Annotated in this window: 15 protein-coding genes; 6 read left to right on the top strand and 9 right to left on the bottom strand. The window is 69.3% G+C overall.

The window, feature by feature from the left end; all coding sequences use genetic code 11:
- Positions 1 to 182 precede the first annotated feature (182 nt).
- Positions 183 to 617: a hypothetical protein gene (locus M2428_RS00075; protein ID WP_277522351.1), complete on the bottom strand. Its 435-nt coding sequence runs from the start codon at positions 615 to 617 to the stop codon at positions 183 to 185.
- 65 nt (positions 618 to 682) lie between these two features.
- Here M2428_RS00075 and M2428_RS00070 point away from each other — a divergent pair, with 65 nt between their 5' ends.
- On the top strand, positions 683 to 1915 hold the full coding sequence (locus tag M2428_RS00070) for a class I SAM-dependent methyltransferase (RefSeq protein WP_277522348.1): 1233 nt from the start codon (positions 683 to 685) through the stop codon (positions 1913 to 1915).
- Positions 1916 to 2004: 89 nt separating this feature from the next.
- Here M2428_RS00070 and M2428_RS00065 read toward each other — a convergent pair whose 3' ends face one another.
- A complete protein-coding gene (locus M2428_RS00065; RefSeq protein WP_277522347.1) occupies positions 2005 to 2850 on the bottom strand; it encodes a shikimate 5-dehydrogenase in 846 nt (281 codons plus the stop codon).
- A gap of 310 nt (positions 2851 to 3160) precedes the next feature.
- Between M2428_RS00065 and M2428_RS00060 the strand changes: the two genes are divergently transcribed.
- Positions 3161 to 4312, top strand: a complete 1152-nt coding sequence (locus tag M2428_RS00060; RefSeq protein ID WP_277522344.1) for a glutamate--cysteine ligase — start codon at positions 3161 to 3163, stop codon at positions 4310 to 4312.
- Positions 4313 to 4383: 71 nt separating this feature from the next.
- Here the strand turns inward: M2428_RS00060 and tsaD are convergent, their stop codons facing one another.
- The 6 genes from tsaD to M2428_RS00030 form a co-directional block, all read right to left on the bottom strand.
- On the bottom strand, positions 4384 to 5484 hold the full coding sequence (tsaD, locus tag M2428_RS00055) for a tRNA (adenosine(37)-N6)-threonylcarbamoyltransferase complex transferase subunit TsaD (protein ID WP_277522341.1): 1101 nt from the start codon (positions 5482 to 5484) through the stop codon (positions 4384 to 4386).
- Positions 5481 to 5948: a ribosomal protein S18-alanine N-acetyltransferase gene (gene rimI, locus M2428_RS00050; RefSeq protein WP_277523547.1), complete on the bottom strand. Its 468-nt coding sequence runs from the start codon at positions 5946 to 5948 to the stop codon at positions 5481 to 5483. Before rimI ends, tsaD begins: the two co-directional genes overlap by 4 nt.
- A gap of 53 nt (positions 5949 to 6001) precedes the next feature.
- Entirely contained in the window at positions 6002 to 6673 is a 672-nt protein-coding gene (gene tsaB / locus M2428_RS00045) for a tRNA (adenosine(37)-N6)-threonylcarbamoyltransferase complex dimerization subunit type 1 TsaB (RefSeq protein ID WP_277522339.1), read from the bottom strand.
- Positions 6673 to 7365 carry a tRNA (adenosine(37)-N6)-threonylcarbamoyltransferase complex ATPase subunit type 1 TsaE gene (gene tsaE / locus M2428_RS00040; protein WP_277522337.1) on the bottom strand — a complete coding sequence of 231 codons (693 nt, stop codon included), beginning with the start codon at positions 7363 to 7365 and terminating at the stop codon, positions 6673 to 6675. Before tsaE ends, tsaB begins: the two co-directional genes overlap by 1 nt.
- Entirely contained in the window at positions 7362 to 8582 is a 1221-nt protein-coding gene (alr, locus tag M2428_RS00035) for an alanine racemase (RefSeq protein ID WP_277522335.1), read from the bottom strand. The genes tsaE and alr overlap by 4 nt, the downstream gene beginning before the upstream one ends.
- A 526-nt stretch (positions 8583 to 9108) precedes the next feature.
- Positions 9109 to 10200 carry a carbohydrate kinase family protein gene (locus M2428_RS00030; RefSeq protein ID WP_277522334.1) on the bottom strand — a complete coding sequence of 364 codons (1092 nt, stop codon included), beginning with the start codon at positions 10198 to 10200 and terminating at the stop codon, positions 9109 to 9111.
- Positions 10201 to 10280: 80 nt separating this feature from the next.
- Here M2428_RS00030 and M2428_RS00025 point away from each other — a divergent pair, with 80 nt between their 5' ends.
- Complete coding sequence (locus tag M2428_RS00025; RefSeq protein WP_277522332.1) at positions 10281 to 11714, top strand: 6-phospho-beta-glucosidase; 1434 nt, start codon at positions 10281 to 10283, stop codon at positions 11712 to 11714.
- A gap of 75 nt (positions 11715 to 11789) precedes the next feature.
- Here M2428_RS00025 and M2428_RS00020 read toward each other — a convergent pair whose 3' ends face one another.
- Positions 11790 to 12350 carry an N-acetyltransferase gene (locus M2428_RS00020; protein WP_277522331.1) on the bottom strand — a complete coding sequence of 187 codons (561 nt, stop codon included), beginning with the start codon at positions 12348 to 12350 and terminating at the stop codon, positions 11790 to 11792.
- A 155-nt stretch (positions 12351 to 12505) separates the two neighbouring features.
- Here M2428_RS00020 and mshA point away from each other — a divergent pair, with 155 nt between their 5' ends.
- The 3 genes from mshA (at position 12506) to M2428_RS22210 (ending at position 16628) form a co-directional block, all read left to right on the top strand.
- Positions 12506 to 13771, top strand: a complete 1266-nt coding sequence (gene mshA, locus M2428_RS00015; protein WP_277522327.1) for a D-inositol-3-phosphate glycosyltransferase — start codon at positions 12506 to 12508, stop codon at positions 13769 to 13771.
- 77 nt (positions 13772 to 13848) lie between these two features.
- Positions 13849 to 15561 (top strand): formate--tetrahydrofolate ligase, encoded by a 1713-nt coding sequence (locus M2428_RS00010; protein WP_277522326.1) that lies wholly within the window; start codon positions 13849 to 13851, stop codon positions 15559 to 15561.
- A gap of 833 nt (positions 15562 to 16394) precedes the next feature.
- A complete protein-coding gene (locus M2428_RS22210) occupies positions 16395 to 16628 on the top strand; it encodes a DUF559 domain-containing protein (protein ID WP_346780703.1) in 234 nt (77 codons plus the stop codon).
- Positions 16629 to 16868: the final 240 nt, after the last annotated feature.

The raw sequence follows: 16868 nt of genomic DNA, 5'->3' as shown, positions 1-16868 counted from the left end.
AGGGACATGCTCAATCTTTGCTGCGGCGAGAGGACACATGGGCCTCATGCTCACTCCTGGCTCTGAGCGATGGACATGCTCAACGGGTGCGGGTTGCCCGGGAGGACATGTCCACTCTGTTTGCCGAGGGGTGGGCCCGTGGCCGATTGGCCCGTGGCCGCGTGGTCGTCGATAGCGCGCGGCTACTGGCCTGCGAGGTCTTCGAAGTCCACGTCCTGGCCGTCGTCTTCGTCCGCGTTCCGACCTTCGTCGTTCCGGTGCCGGTACACCAGCACGGCCCCGGCGGCGGCCAGCAGGACACCTGTGATGAGGAAGATGATGCCGCCGAGCCGGGTGGCGGTATAGGTGTCCCGGATGGCCCGGGCCTCGTCCGTGGCGTCCTGGACGTTCTTGCCGCCGACGGAATACACGGTGGCGTTGAAGGAATCGAGGAAGAAGATGATCACCAAGAGGGCGATGCACACGACGGCGATCACAGCGCCGGCGATCAGGGCCGGCCGGGCGTAGCGGGCCAGCCCCTGCGGGCTTCGGCGCCCCTGCCCGGCGTCGTCGTTCCCGGCTGTGTCCTGCCCGGTTGTGTCCTTTGAGATGCTGTCGCCTGTGCCGCTGTCTTCCATCCGTCAAGCCTAGCCCCCGTAGTCGGGTCACAGCGTGCCCGCGGAGCTCAACTACGCTGGATGGCATGACTGACGCACCGCAGGAACATATTGCCCCGATCCTCACGCCCGAGGGCTGGGAGCTGCTGGCGTCGCTGGGCCCGTACCGCGAGGACGAGGCCTTCCGCTTGACCGCGGCGCTGCGCAAGGCCGGGCACTCCCCCGAAATGGTCTCGGCGGTGCTCACGCAGTCCCGGCTGCGGACCAAGGCCGAGGCCAAATTCGGCGAGTTCGCCCGGCAGATGATCTTCACCAAGGCCGGCCTGGAGCAGGCCACCCGGCTGACAGTGGCGGCGCGGCACGCGCAGCGGTTCGCGGAGGCCGGGATCGGCCACGTCGCCGACCTCGGCTGCGGGCTAGGGGCTGACGCGATGGCCCTGGCCTCCCTGGACCTCGTGGTTACCGCGGTGGAAATGGACGAGGCCACGGCCGCCTGCGCCACGATGAACCTGATCCCATTCCGCAACGCCACCGTGGTCCACGCGGACGCCACCGCGGTGTCGCTCGAGGGGGTCGACGGCGTCTGGCTCGACCCGGCCCGGCGCACCACATCCACCTCGGGAACCAAACGGATCTGGGATCCGGAGGATTTCTCCCCTCCGCTGTCCTTCGTGGAGACGCTGGCCGGCTCCGGCCGCGCCGTCGGCGTCAAGATGGGGCCGGGCATGCCGCACGATTCCGTTCCGGCCGATTGCGAGGCGCAGTGGGTCTCCGTGGGCGGGGACGTGACAGAGGTGGCCCTGTGGTTCAACGCAGTGCGTCGTCCCGGGGTGCGGCGCGCGGCACTGGTGCTCGGCCCGCAGGGTGCGGCCGAACTCACCAGCGGGGAGAACTTCGACGGCGGCCCGGTGGCGCCCGTGGGTCCCGTGGAGGGCTATCTGTATGAGCCCGACGGAGCTGTGATCCGTGCCGGGCTGGTGGCCGACGTCGCCCTCCAGCTGGGCGGGCATCTCGTGGACGAGCACATCGCCTATATCTGCGCCCCGGACCTGCAGGACACCCCGTTCGCCAAGGCGTACAAGGTTTTGGAGGTGATGCCGTTCAACGTCAAGGCGCTCAAGTCCTGGGTCAAGGACGAAGGGATCGGCGTCCTGGACATCAAGAAGCGCGGCACGGCCGTCACGCCGGAAGAGCTGCGCAAGCAACTCCTGCCCGGCGGAAAACCGGCCGGTTCAAAGGCCAAGAGCAAGAAAACGGCCACCCTGGTCCTCACCAGGATCGGCGAGGACCGGGTGGCCATCTCGGTGCAGCCCGTCTAGCCCGGCCGACGCAGGATCCCGGCGCAGGCTCCCGGCCGAAGCGGCCGGAAGCCAGGGCTACTGGCATCCTGGGCCAACGGGCCACTGGGCTACTGGGCCCGCATGAACTCCTCGGCGGACCGGATCTGCTGGTCCGTGGGCCGGATCCCGGTGTAGAGCACAAACTGCTCCAGCGCCTGAATTGTGGCTACCTCGGCTCCGGTGATCACGGTCTTGCCGGCCGCGCGGGCGGCCTTGATGAGCGGCGTCTCGGCCGGAAGGGCGACGACGTCGAACACCACTTTTGCGGCGTCGATGGCCTCCTGCGGGAAGGACAGCGCCTCGGCGTCCGGCCCGCCGGCCATACTCCCTGCCATACCAATAGGCGTGACGTTGATGAGCATGTCGGCCGAGCCGGTGCCGGACAGCGCCGAGCCCAGTTCCGCGCTCCAGGCGAAGCCGTACTGGTCAGCCAGGGCGCGGCCGGAGTCCTCGTTGCGGGCCACGACGGTCACGTTTTTGAAGCCGGCATCCCGCAGCGCCGCGACGGTGGCCTTGGCCATCCCGCCGGAGCCCAGGACCAGCACCGAGTAGTCCGTGGGGACGGCGTTGCTGTGCAGGAGCTGCTCGATTGCCGTGTAATCGGTGTTGTAGGCCGTCAGCCGGCCGCCGTCGTTGACGATGGTGTTGACCGAATCGATGGCCTTCGCCGACGGGTCCATGACGTCAACGAGGGCGATCACGTCCTCCTTGTAGGGCATGGACACCGCGCAGCCGCGGATGCCGAGGCCGCGCACTCCGGCGATCGCCTGGGCGAGGTCGGTGGGGGCGAAGGCCTTGTAAATCCAGTTCAGGCCAAGCTGCTCGTACAGGTGGTTGTGGAAGCGCGTCCCGTTGTTGCTGGGCCGGGCCGAGAGCGAGATACACAGGGTCATATCTTTGTTCAGAATGGGCACAGCTCCATTAAACGCCAGGATGGGTCCGGCCACCCCGGCCGCCGCACCCCCAGCCGTAACATGAACCGTCGCTGACCAGCCGCTTTGTGAAGACACTCACGCACCAGCGGCATCTTTGGCGCCGTCCGGGAGGGCGCCCCTGCACTAGACTTGGACCACCCGTAGCCCTGCCAGCCGCCCGGCCGGCGCTCTGGTGTGGGGAAATGTTCGAGTGCCACCGCCGGTGACACGCCCAGCGCACGTCCGAGGGTTGGCAGCGCATTTCCCACCAGGACCGCGCCCAGCGACAGCAAAACAGTGAAGGGACCACATGAAGATCGAGTTCGCTTCATCCAGGCAGTCGACTCTTGGCGTTGAATGGGAGCTGGCGCTCGTCGACGCCGAGACCGGTGAGCTGGCCTCCGTGGCGAACCAGGTGCTCCGCGGCGTCGCTGCCCGGCATCCCGAACTCAATGAGGACGACGAGCACCCGCACATCAAGCAGGAGCTGCTGCTGAACACCGTGGAGCTCGTCACGGGCATCTGCACCACCGTCGCGGAAGCCAAAGCAGACCTGAACAGCTCGCTCGCGGCCGTCCGGGAGGTTACCGATCCCATGGGCGTGGAAATCTTCTGTGCCGGAAGCCATCCCTTCAGCCCGCCCCAGCTGCAGCCCGTCACGGACAAGGAACGCTACGCCAAACTCATTGACCGGACACAGTGGTGGGGCCGGCAGATGGTCATTTACGGCGTCCACGTCCACGTCGGCCTGGACAGCCGGGACAAGGTCCTTCCGGTTCTGGACGGCCTGGTCAATTACTTCCCGCACTTCCAGGCGCTCTCCGCGTCCAGCCCGTTTTGGGGCGGCGAAGACACCGGCTACGCCTCGCACCGCGCCCTCATGTTCCAGCAGCTGCCCACCGCCGGGCTGCCGTTCCAGTTCGCCAGCTGGGACGACTACGAGGCCTACGTGCAGGACATGTTCACCACCGGTGTCATTGACACGCTCTCCGAGATCCGCTGGGACATCCGCCCCGTTCCGGCCCTGGGCACCATCGAGATGCGCATTTGCGACGGACTGGCGACCCTCGAGGACGTCGGAGCGATCGCCGCATTGACGCAGTGCCTGGTGGACGAATTTTCCACCACACTGGACAACGGCGGCACCATTCCCACGATGCCGCCGTGGCATGTCCAGGAGAACAAGTGGCGCGCGGCCCGGTACGGCCTGGACGCAATCATCATCCTCGACGCCGAGGGCAACGAGCAGCTCGTGACGGAGCACCTGCGCGAGACACTCAAACGGCTTGAGCCCGTGGCGGCGAAGCTGGGCTGCAGCGCCGAACTGGCCGACGTCGAGAAGATCATCGAGCGCGGCGCCGGCTACCAACGCCAGCGCCGGGTTGCCGCTGAGCACGGCGGGGACCTGCGCGCCGTCGTCCTGGATCTGGTCAAGCAGATGCGCCAGGGGCCGGAAGCGTAGCCCCGGAGCGCAACAGCCACGCACCGGGCCGGTGGAGCTTCATCCGGCCGAATGCTCGGTCGCCCACAACCTCAGGCGGAGACCGTCGTGACCGGCATCGAGGAGTCCGGGGCAAAGCCGATCCCGCTCGGTTCCACTCCGGCCATCACCAGTTGCGCCCCGAGTGCCGCCACCATGGCGCCGTTGTCCGTGCACAGCGGCAGCGGCGGCACCGTCAGCCGGATCCCGGCGGCGCTGCAGCGCTGTTCGGTGAGCTGCCGCAGCCGCGAGTTGGCCGCGACGCCCCCACCCAGGAGGACCTCCGTGATCCCATTCTCGCGGCAGGCGAGCACGGCCTTGGCGGTAATGACATCCACCACGGCCTCCTGGAAGGCAGCGGCGATGTCCGCCACGGGGACCTCCTCGCCGCGGGCCTCGAACTGCTCCACGCAGCGGGCGACGGCGGTCTTGAGCCCGCTGAAGGACCAGTCGTAGCGGTGCGGCCCGGGTTCCTCGGCGGTGCCCATGTACTTGGGCTGGGTGAGGCCGCGCGGGAACCGGATGGCCTTGGCGTTGCCGGTGCGCGCGAGTTTGTCGATGGCCGGACCGCCCGGGTAGCCCAGGCCCAGGAGCCGCGCCACCTTGTCATACGCTTCGCCGGCTGCGTCATCGATCGTGGAACCCAGCAGCTCGACGTCGTCCGTAATGCTCCGGATCCGCAGGATCTCGGTGTGGCCGCCGGACACCAGGAGGGCGCCCACGTTCTCCGGCAGGGCGAGCGGCGCGGTGTGCGGCGACGGAGTGCCGCCGCCCTGCTGCAGGAGCCCGACGCCGACATGGGCGACAAGGTGGTTGATGGCGTAGAGGGGTTTCCCGGTGGCGACGGCGAGCGCCTTGGCCGCGCACACCCCCACCATGAGCGCCCCTGCCAGGCCCGGCCCGGAGGTGACGGCGATCGCGTCGATGTCCGCGAGCGTTACGTCCGCCTCCGCGAGGGCCTCCTCGAGGGTGGGGACGAATGCATCGAGGTGGGCGCGGGAGGCGATCTCGGGAATCACGCCGCCGAAGCGGACGTGTTCGTCCATGGAGGATGACACGGTGTTGGTCAGCAGGGCGGTCCCCCGGACGATGCCGACGCCGGTCTCGTCACAGGATGACTCGATGCCGAGCACGAGCGGCTGGGTGCGGTTCATGGTCGGCCTGCTTCCTTTGGCTGGGGGCTGAGTGGTTCGCGGGGCAGTTGGAGCCGCATGATCAGGGCGTCGACGCCGTCGCGGTAGTAGCGGGGCCGGACGTGGATCTGTTCGAAGCCGAAGCGCCGGTAGAGCTGCTGGGCCCGGGGGTTGTCCGCCCTGACCTCGAGCAGCACGTCCTGGGCGTGGCGGCGGCGGCTTTCCACAATCAGCTCGGTGAGCAGGGCCGAGCCGATGCCCTTGCCTTCCTGCTCGGGCACCACGGCGATGGTCTGGACGTCCGAGATCGGTTCGATGCACATGAGCCCGGCATAGCCCACGATCCCGCCGCGAACCTCCGCCACGAGGTAGCGCCGGGTATCCGTCTGCGCCAGCTCGTCGTGGAACATCTGCAGCGGCCAGGCATCCACGGGAAACAGCCGGCGCTCCAGCGCGTGGACCTCGGGGATGTCCGCGGGTTCCATGTCCCGCAGGGTGACCCCGCCGGGCAGCCTGAGCGGTGCGGCGTGTTCCCGGCTCACAGGGCACGCTTCCGGGGTCCGGGCACCTGGGCGTCGGATTCGCGCAGGTACAGAGGGCTGGAGTCCAGGAGCTGTTCCCCCGCTGCGAGCCGGGCGAGTGCGAACTGGCCCAGCGAGAGGGCCTCCGGCTGCCGGGTGCTGAATTCGGCGACCGCCTTGACGACGTCGGAGTACATTCCTGCGCCGGCACCGTAGACGGGCAGATCCGGCAGATCCGCGGCGAATCCCACGTGCGGGCCGTCCGCCAGGTGCGGCAGCTGGGCATCGGTGAGGGTATACCGGGCCCAGTACACTTCCTTGCGGCGCGCATCGGTGGCGACAATGAATTCCGCGGCCGAGTCGGTGGATTCGGCTACTTCCAGGGCGATCGCGTCCAGGCTCATGACGCCGTACAGCGGCTTGCCCCAGACAAAGGCGAAGGTGCGGGCCGTGACGATCCCGGAGCGCAGTCCCGTGAACGGTCCGGGGCCGACGCCGGTGACGATTGCGTCGACGTCGCGGCCGCTGACGCCGGCCTCGGCCAGGAGCTCGTCGATCCCCGGGGCCAGGACCTCCGCGTGGGTACGTGTGTCTTCGGTGGCGAAGCTGGCGAGCACGGATTCCGGTGCGTCATCGGAGACCAGCGCGGCGCTGGCGACGGCGGAGGTGTCGATGGCGAGGATCAGCATCAGGAGTTCCGTTCCGGGGTCTGGGGCGGGGTCTCGGGCACGGGTTCAGTGGCGGGCCCGGGCTCAGTGTCGGGCCCGGGCGCAGTGTCGGGCGCCGCGGGTTCGAGACCGGGCAGCGCCGGCGCTTCGGCCCAGCGCGGGCCGAAGCCGCGGATTACCACGGTCCGCGGCTCGTCGTCGTCGTCCGTGTCGAAGTCCAGCACGCCGGGATCGGCGGCCGCACGCGGCGTCCCGGCGGGATCAGCCGCGGCGGGATCAGCCGCGGCGCCTCCGCGGGGGCGGTGGAGTTCCACTTCAAGCCGGCTGTCGCTCAGGTGCTCAACCCGGCCGCGGCCCCATTCGACCACCGTTACGGCGCTGTCCATGGTGTTTTCGAGGTCGATGTCATCGATTTCAGCGGCCGACTCCAGCCGGTAGGCGTCCACGTGCACCAGGTCCGGACCGCCCGGCCGGGGCCCTCCGGGGAGATTGGGGTGGATGCGCACCAGGACAAACGTCGGCGAAATGATGCCGGCCCGTACGCCCAGCCCCTCTCCCAGCCCCTGCGTGAAGGTGGTCTTACCGGCGCCCAGTTCGCCGGTCAGGACCAGCAGGTCCCCTGTCTGCAGTACGGCGCCCAGGGCCGCGGCGAGCGCATGCGTCTCCGCCGCCGTCCGGACCTCAAGGCCCCGTTCCCACGCGGGCCCGCTCACGGCCGCTCTTCGCCGGCGGAGGGCTCTTCGTGAAGGTAGCGGCGCGGCACCCGGGGGCTGATCCTGGTGACGATCTCATAGTTGTTGGTGCCGGCGGCCCTGGCCCAGTCATCGGCCGTGGGTCCGCCGTCGGCGCCGTCGCCGAACAGCACCGCCTCGGCCCCGAGGATGCTGGGTCCGCCGGCCGCCACGTGGCGGGGTCCGAGGTCGATCACCATCTGGTCCATCGCGATGCGCCCCACCACCGGATAGTTCACACCCTCGACCCGGACCGGGCCGCCGGTGGCGATGCGCGGCACGCCGTCGGCGTAGCCCAGCGGGATGAGCCCGAGCGTGCTGACGCCGTCCGTGCGGTAGTTCAGCCCGTAGGAAACGCCTTGGCCGGCGGGCACGTCCTTGCAGTGCGAAACCACAGTGCGGACCGTCATGGCCGGGCGCAACCCGAGCTCGGCCGGGCTTTGTCCTTCGAAGGGGGAGAGCCCGTACAGGCCCAGGCCCACGCGGACCAGGTCGAAGTGTGTGTCCGGCCGGGAGAGGGTGGCCGGGGTGTTGGCCAGGTGGCGGACCTCGGGATCCACGCCGGCATCGTGGGCGACGGCGAGGACCTGGCGGAACGCGGCGAGCTGCTCGTCGGTTTCGGGCCGTTCGGGTTCGTCGGCGACGGCCAGATGGGAGAAGATCCCCACGACCCGGAGCAGGCCCTGGTCTTGGTGTTCCATGGCTTCGCCGACGAGGCTGTCCCAGGCGTCGAGGGTGGCGCCGTTGCGGCCGAGCCCGGTGTCGACCTTAAGGTGGACACGTGCGGGCCGTTCCTGCTCGCGGGCGGCGGCCACTATCCGGTCGAGTTCCCAGCCCGAGCAGCCGATGTCGATTCCTGCGGCCACTGCGGCGGCGAAGTTGCTGTCCGGGGTGTGCAGCCAGGCCAGCAGCGGCGCCTCGATCCCGGCGGCGCGCAGGGCGAGGGCCTCGGAGATGTGGGCGACGCCGAGCCAGGTGGCGCCCGCGCCGAGGGCCGCCCGGGCCACCTGGACCGCACCGTGCCCGTAGGCGTCGGCCTTGACCACGGCCATGACCTGCGCAGGTGAGGCCACTGCTGCGAGGTGGCGGACGTTGTCCCGGATGGCGTCGAGGTCGATTACGGCCGAGCGCTCCTCGCCGTGTGCCGGCACTGCCGCCGAGCCGGGCAGGAGATCGCCTGTTGCTGCTTGGTAAGTCACTTAACGATTCTAGGCGCGGCGCCGCAGGCCGAATAATCGGCGGCCAGGTGCCTCGGCTGGACATGCCCTCCCTCCCCCGCGGGACATGCCCATTCTTCGCACCCACGAACGCGCACAACAGGTACAGGTCCACTCCCTGGCCCCAGCGAGGGACATGCCCAGTGGTGACAGGAACCCGCCCCAGCGCCTACCGCGGGACATGCCCATTCTTCGCACCCACGAACGCGCACAACGGGTACAGGTCCACTCCCTGGCCCCAGCGAAGGACATGCCCACGGGTGGCAGGGAACCCACCCCGGCGCCCACCGCGGGACATGCCCATTCTTCGCACCCACGAACGCGCACAACGGGTACAGGTCCACTCTCTGGCCCCAGCGAGGGACATGTCCAGCGGTGAAGCAACCCAAAAGGGGACATGCCCAGTGGTGAGCAACCCTGAAGAAGACATGCCCGTGGCGACTGGAACCCTCAGGAGGACATGTCCAGTGGTGGCAGGAAGGACCCCGCCCCGGGCGCCCCAGGCCAGTTACGCGTCGGACAGGTGGGCGATGGTCGCCGTCGCCCGCCGCTGCGCCTCGGGCGGGACATCCCGCACGATCTCTTCCAAGAAGCGGTAGCGGCGCAGCCATTGACTGCCTTGCCGTTCCTTCCGGGCGTTGGCCCGCTGCCACCAGTCGGCAATGTCTCCCCAGCCGGGTGCGGCAAGCGAGCCGCCCACTTCTTGGACGGCCAAGGCGGCGCACAGATTGGCAAAGCGGAGCCGGTCTCCCAGCGGCCAACCGGCCAGGGACCCGACAATGAATGCCGCACCGAAGCAGTCTCCGGCACCGGTGGGATCGTAGGCCCGGACAGGCAGGGACGGGACCCACTCCTCCTCCCCCGTTTCCGAATCCACGGCCATGGATCCCTGAGCCCCGAGGGTGACCACCGCTACCGGAACCCGCTCCGCGAGCGAGTACAAAGCGGACCAGGGGTCGTCGCGGCCCGTGAAGTTCATGGCCTCGTGCTGGTTCGGCATGAAAGCGTGGAAATACTTCAGGTTATCCAGCCGGGTCGAGGACCACGCGCCGGTGGGGTCCCAGCCGACATCGCCGAACAGCAGGACGCCGTTCTTGTGCGCGTCGACAGCCCACGGTTCGAGTTCCTCCCCCAGCTCCGCAACGGCTGCGAGCGCCGGCGGCGGGCATCCGACCAGCTCGGTGGAGGTCACCGGTGCCGGGTGCCCGTGCGTCACCATGGACCGGTCCTTCTCCACGCTCAAGGACACCGTGACGGGCGAATGCCAGCCCGGCACACGCCGTGACAGGGACAGGTCCACATGTTCCTGGGCGGCGAGGATCTTCCAGTTGTAGTCGCCGTAGCCGTCATCGCCGAACACGGCGGCAAGACCGGTCCGCAGTCCCAGCCGGGACGCGGCGATCGCCTGATTGGCGACACCCCCGGGGCAGCTGCCCATCCCGTCGCTCCAGATTTCCGTTCCGGGCTGCGGCGCGTGGGGCAGCCCGGTGAAGATGATGTCCTGGAACACGGTCCCGGTCAGGAGCAGGTCAAACCCGTCCGCGGCCGGGCTGCGGACGGCAGAGAGCGGATCAAAGCGCCGCGCCGGGGTCGCGTCCATATACGGCACACTACGCTGTACCGCCGTCGAGGGAAACCGCGGGAAGGGGGGCCCTGACCAGCGGGGAATAGACTGTCCGAATGCGGCTCACGATCGCCGGCGGGGGCGGGTTCCGGGTCCCCCTGGTATACCGGGCGCTCTCTTCCGGCCCTTTCGCGGGGCTGGTGCGGGAGCTGGTGCTCTACGACGTCGACTCCGGCCGGCTGGCGGCCATCGAGGCGGTCCTGGCCTCCCTGGCCCAGCAGGGTCCGCCGGGTACCGGCCCGCAGATCCGTGCCGTGTCCTCGCTCCCCGAGGCTCTCGACGGCGCCGACATGGTCTTCGCCGCCATCCGGCCCGGCGGCACGGCCGGGCGGACCGCCGACGAGCGGATCGCCTTGGACCTCGGACTCCTGGGCCAGGAAACCACCGGCGCCGGCGGCATCTCCTACGCGCTGCGGTCCATTCCGCCGATGCTGCGGCTCGCGGAGGAGATGCGGAGCCGCTGCCCCGGGGCGTGGCTGCTCAACTTCACCAACCCCGCCGGTATGGTCACCGAGGCCCTGGTACCGGTGCTCGGGCCCAGGGTGATTGGGATTTGCGACTCCGCCAGCGGCCTGGTGCACCGCGCGGCGCGGGCTGCCGGCGTCGCGCTGCCGGAGGGCACGCTCGACGGCGTGGGCTACTACGGCCTGAACCACCTCGGCTGGCTGTACCGGCTGGAGGCCGCAGGCCGGGACGCCCTCCCGGAACTGTTCGCGAACCCCGCGGCGCTGTCGGGGTTCGAGGAGGGCCGGCTGTTCCCGCCCGGGTTGCTGGCCCGACTGGGCTGCCTGCCGAATGAATACCTCTTCTACTACTACGACACCGCTCGGGCGGTGGCCGGCATGCGCGCAGCAGAGCAGACCCGGGGCGAATCCATCGCCCGGCAGCAGGCCGAGCTCTATCCCCGGCTGGCCGCCGCCGGGCCGGAAGCTTTTGCGCTTTGGGACGCCGCCCGCCTCTCACGCGAGGAAGGCTATCTCGCCGAAGCCCGCGCCTCGGGCGAACGCCGTGACGAGACCGACCTCGCCGGCGGCGGCTACGAGCGGGTGGCACTGGCGGCCATGCGCGCCCTCGCCGGAGGCGGCGCCGCGGACCTGATCCTCAACACACGCAACACGGTCAACGCCGCGGGATCCGCGGGGTCCGCAGAACCGGAAGCGGGCGCCGCCCGCTCAGCAACGCAGGCGGTGCTGGCCGTACCGGGACTGCCAGCCGACGCCGTCGTCGAAGTTCCGTGCAGGGTGACGCCCGACGGCGCTGTGCCGGTCCCGCAGGAACGTCCGGGACCCGCACAACTGGAGCTGATGCGCCGCGTCAAGGACGTCGAACGGCTCGTGGTGGAGGCGGTGGCGACCGGCCGCCGGGAGGCAGCCCTCGCCGCGTTCGCCTTGCATCCGCTCGTGGATTCGGAGGTCCTCGCCGGCAAACTGCTGACCGGCTATGAAGCCGCGTTCCCGGAACTGGGCCGCCTCTGGCACCGCGGCCAGTAACGACCCGCGGCCAATGACGGCCCCGCCAGTAGCGGACCGGCCAGTAGCGGACCGGCGGCCAGCGGGCCAGTACGCCTATAGCTTTCTGTACATCACGTGCAGACCCACGTAGCCCAGTTCCGGGTGGTTGAACGCCTCGGGAATGGTCGCGAGCACCTCGAAGCCCATGGATTTCCAGGCGGCAACGGCCCGGGTATTGCTCGCCACCACGGCGTTGAACTGCATGGCCCGGAAGCCGGCGTCGCGCGCGGCGTCGAGCGAATAGGCGCAGAGTGCCCGGGCCAGTCCGCGGCCCGCCTGGGCGGGATGGACCATGTAGCCCGCGTTGGCGACATGGCTGCCGCCACCGCCCTGGTTGGGGTGCAGCTCGCCGGTGCCAAGGATGGCACCGGCAGTACGGTCACTGTCACCGGCGCTATCATCGGGACCGATTGCGACGGCGACGAACGTCTGGCCCGGCGCCTGCTTGAACCAGCGCCCGCGGGCCTCGTCCTCGGCGGTGTCCCGGTCCCACGTAAATGTCTCCCCGGCCCGGATGACCGGTTCCAGGATCGCCCAGATGCCGGGCCAGTCCTCCGGGCGGGCCTCCCGGATTGTCCAGCCGGCTGCAGTATCGGGTTCTGTCGTTGCGCTCACAGCGGCCACGTTAGCAGGACGCCCCGGTATGGGCCCGGACCTGCGCCGAGATGCGGAAACGGCCCTGTGCCGTGGCCCGGGAACGTGCCCGTGAACCGGCCGGCACTTCAGGAGTAATGTTTTATCGACATGCAGTCTGCAGAGGAAGGGGAACCGTGTCGCTGATCCGCCGCGTCGCTTTCCTTTCCCTGCACACCTCGCCCATGGAGCAGCCCGGCTCCGGCGACGCCGGCGGAATGAACGTGTACGTCCGGGCGCTGGCCGCGGCCCTGGCCGAGACCGGCGTGGAAGTGGAGATCTTCACCCGGTCTACCTCGGCCACGCAGCCCGCCGTCGAACACCCGTCCCCCGGCGTCTGCGTGCACAACGTCCTCGCCGGCCCGCCCCGGAAGCTGCCCAAGGAGGAGCTTCCGGGGCTGCTGCACAACATGGTCGCCGAGATCGACCGGATCCGCCATCTCCAGCCGCACGGCCGGTATGACGTCATCCATTCCCACTACTGGGTGTCCGGGGTGGCCGGGCTGGAGCTCGCGGAGCTGTGGCGGCTGCCTCTCGTCCACACCATGCACACGATGGCGAAGGTCAAGAACCAGCTCCTCGAGTCCGGCGAGCAGCCCGAACCGCGGCGGCGCGAGGACGGCGAGCACCGGATTGTCGACGGCGCCACCCGGCTGGTCGCCAATACCGGCACCGAAGCGGCCGAGCTGGTCTCGCACTACAACGCCGACATCGACCGCATCGACGTCGCGCCGCCCGGCGTGGACCTGGCCGTCTTCACACCGGCCTTCAGGAACCGCGCCCGGGCCCAGCACGACATCGCCCCCGGCAAGTTCCATCTGCTGTTCGCCGGCCGGATCCAGCGGCTCAAGGGCCCGCAGATCCTGATCAAGGCCGCCGCGCTCCTGCGTTCCCGGCGCCCAGACATCGACCTGCAGCTGACCATCTTGGGGGCCGTCAGCGGCGCCAAGGACTTCAACCTCAAGACGCTGATCAGCGCCGCCGGAATGGACGACGTCGCCACCCACCATCCGCCGGTAAACGCCCCGGAGCTGGCTGGCTGGTACCGGTCCGCCGACGTCGTGGTGATGCCGTCCTACAGCGAGTCCTTCGGGCTGGTGGCCCTGGAGGCGCAGGCCTGCGGGACGCCCGTCCTCGCCACGAAAGTGGGCGGCCTCTCCCGCGCCGTCCAGGACGGGCGGACGGGGATGCTGATCGAGGGGCACAAGGCCAGCGACTGGGCGGACGCCCTCGAAGCGCTCTTCGATGACGCCCAAACCCGCACCGACATGGGACACGCCGCCGCGATCCACGCCCAGGAATTCGGCTGGCAGCGCACCGCCGCGATCACGCTGGAGAGCTACCACACCGCCGTGAGCCAGTATTTTGGAAACCTGACCATCCCCGTGGGCCACACACCCTGAACCGGATCCGCCCCAACCCCCGCCCGGCAACACCGGACCGGGACCAACCCGCCGACGCCACGAGCCGAAGGACAACGATGTCTGAGACCACCACTGCCGGGAACAACGTACCGAGCGACCTGGAGATTGCCCAGCGGGCAGTCATGAAGCCGATCGAGGAGATTGCGGCGGCCGCCGGCATCAGCCCGGAGGCGCTGGAACTCTACGGGCCCTACAAGGCCAAAATCGATCCGGCGAAGCTGACCGTTCCGGCGGGCGCCCCCACGCGGGCCCCCGGCAAGGTGGTGCTGGTCTCCGCGATGTCGCCCACCCCCGCGGGCGAGGGCAAGTCCACCACCACGGTGGGGCTCGCGGACTCCCTGGCCCGCGCCGGGCACAGCGTGATGATCGCGCTGCGTGAACCCTCGCTCGGCCCCATCCTGGGCATGAAGGGCGGCGCCACCGGCGGCGGCTACTCCCAGGTGCTGCCGATGGACCAGATCAACCTGCACTTCACCGGCGACTTCCACGCCATCACCTCGGCGAACAACGCCCTCATGGCCCTCGTGGACAACCACATCTTCCAGGGCAATGAGCTCAACATCGATCCGCGCCGGATGACGTTCAAACGGGTCCTGGACATGAACGACCGGTCCCTGCGGGAGGTCGTGATCGGCCTGGGCGGGCCGGCCCAGGGCACGCCGCGGCAGGACGGCTTCGACATCACCGTGGCCTCGGAGATCATGGCCGTGTTCTGCCTCGCCACGGACCTGAACGATTTGCGCGAACGGCTGGGCCGGATCACGTTCGGCTACACCTACGACCGGCAGCCCGTCACGGTGGCCGACCTCGGCGTCCAGGGCGCCTTGACCATGCTGCTCAGAGACGCGATCAAGCCCAACCTCGTGCAGACCATCGCTGGCACCCCGGCGCTGGTGCACGGCGGGCCCTTCGCCAACATCGCCCACGGCTGCAACTCCCTCATCGCCACGCAGACGGCCCGCCGCCTTGCGGACATCGTGGTCACCGAGGCCGGTTTCGGCGCGGACCTTGGTGCCGAAAAGTACATGGACATCAAGTCACGGATGGCCGACGTCGCCCCGTCCGCCGTCGTCCTCGTGGCCACCGTCCGGGCGCTCAAGATGCACGGCGGCGTGCCGAAAGACCGGCTCACGGAGCCCAACGTGGGGGCGCTGGCCGCCGGCGTCGCCAATCTCCAGCGCCACATCCGCAACGTGGAGAAGTTCGGCATCATCCCGGTGGTCGCGGTCAACAAATTTGCCACGGACACCGCCGAGGAGCTGGCGTGGCTGCTTCAGTGGTGCGCCGCGGAGGGTGTCCAGGCCGCGGTGGCCGACGTCTGGGGCCGCGGCGGTGGCGGCGACGGCGGCGACGAGCTCGCGGCGAAGGTGGCGGCCGCGATCGACACCCCGCACAGCTTCCGGCACCTGTACCCGCTGGACATGTCCGTCGAGGACAAGATCCGGACCATCGTCCAGGAGGTCTACGGCGCCGATGGCGTGGACTTCTCGGTGCCCGCGCTTAAACGGCTGGCGGAGATCGAGAAGAACGGCTGGTCCGGGATGCCCGTGTGCATGGCCAAGACCCAGTACTCCTTCAGCGACGACGCCACCCGGCTCGGCGCCCCCAAGGGCTTCACCATCCACGTCCGCGACCTCATCCCCAAGACCGGCGCGGGCTTTATCGTGGCCCTCACCGGCGCGGTCATGACCATGCCCGGCCTGCCCAAGGTTCCGGCAGCGATGCGCATGGACGTGGACGACGCCGGCAACCCCGTCGGCCTCTTCTAACCCACCCTCCCCCGCTCCCGCTCCCGCTTCTCCCACCCCCGGTTGCGCTATCACTTCGGGTTGCCATTCCGGTCCTTGACCGCTCAGAGTGATAGCGCAATCGGGGCCCTGTGGATAACCGAAGCGGGGACCCGGCGTTCGGACAAGAATGGTCCGCATGCGCCCACCAGCACCCCTGCCGGCCCACCTTTCCACCGCACCCTTCACGGTCTATGAGGCGCGGGCCGCGAGCCTGGGCGGCGCCCGGCTCCGTTCCTCCGACCTCACCTCCGCGGGCCGGCTGATCCATGTGCCCACGGGCTGGGATTTTGAAATCCGCAGCCTGGCCCGTGCCCTGTCGGCCGCGACCCCGGGCGCATGGATTTCGCACCTCACAGCCGCCGTACTGCTGGGGCTTTGGCTCCCATCCTGGTACCGCGGCTGCCGCGAACTGCATCTGCGCAAGCGCAGGGCCCTCCCGCCGGTCCGGCGCGCGGGCGTGGTTGGGCATACCGTGCTGGCGTTCGACGACGAGCTCATGGTCCTGGACGGCATCCGGATTTCAACACCCGCCCGGACCTGGCTGGACCTTGCCCGCATCCTGCCGCTGGACGATCTCGTGGCGGTAGGCGACCAGCTCGTGCGGCAACCACGCGCTGAACTGGAGGACCGCACGGAGCCGTGGGCCACGCTTCCCCAGCTGGCGGCGATGCTGACGCGGCACCCCAAGCTCAAGGGAATCGTGAAAGCACGTGAGGCGACGGCACTGATCAGGCCCGGTGCCGACTCGGCCCCCGAGACATTCCTGCGCCTGGCGCTGACCGCAGCCGGAGCCGGAGTTGCAGCTCCGGATTGTGCCGGAAGACCCCTACTCCCCCGCCGCGGACCTCGGCTACCGCCGGCGGCGGGTGGCCATCCAGTACGACGGCGGCCACCACCTGACCCGCGAACAGCAGTCCCGGGACAACCGCCGGGACGAATCCTTCAACGCGGCCGGCTGGCGGTATTTCAAGTTCAACGCCGACGATTTGGCAGATGACTTCCGCGGCGCGGCCCAAAGAGTCCGGTCCGCCCTCCGCCCCCGTTAAACGCCGGTTGCCCTATCACTAACAGCGGCCAAACCAGAGGCAGAGTCATATGGTCGCAGCAACGCTCTGATTGATGGAGCGTTAGATGGCCAGAGTGTTTTCCCTCGATGCGCGCACTGAGTTCTTCGATTTGGTATGCGCAGGAATGTCGATCCTGGGTGCCGCCCGGCGTGTCGGTGCATCGGGCGGCACCGGGACGAATTGGTGGGCCGAGTCTGGTCAGATGACGATAGTTATGGG

This window comes from Arthrobacter sp. ES3-54, from assembly GCF_029504395.1.
GTDB lineage: Bacteria > Actinomycetota > Actinomycetes > Actinomycetales > Micrococcaceae > Arthrobacter.
The sequence above is the reverse complement of the archived record's forward strand: the minus strand, read 5'-3'. Positions and strand labels throughout refer to the sequence as shown.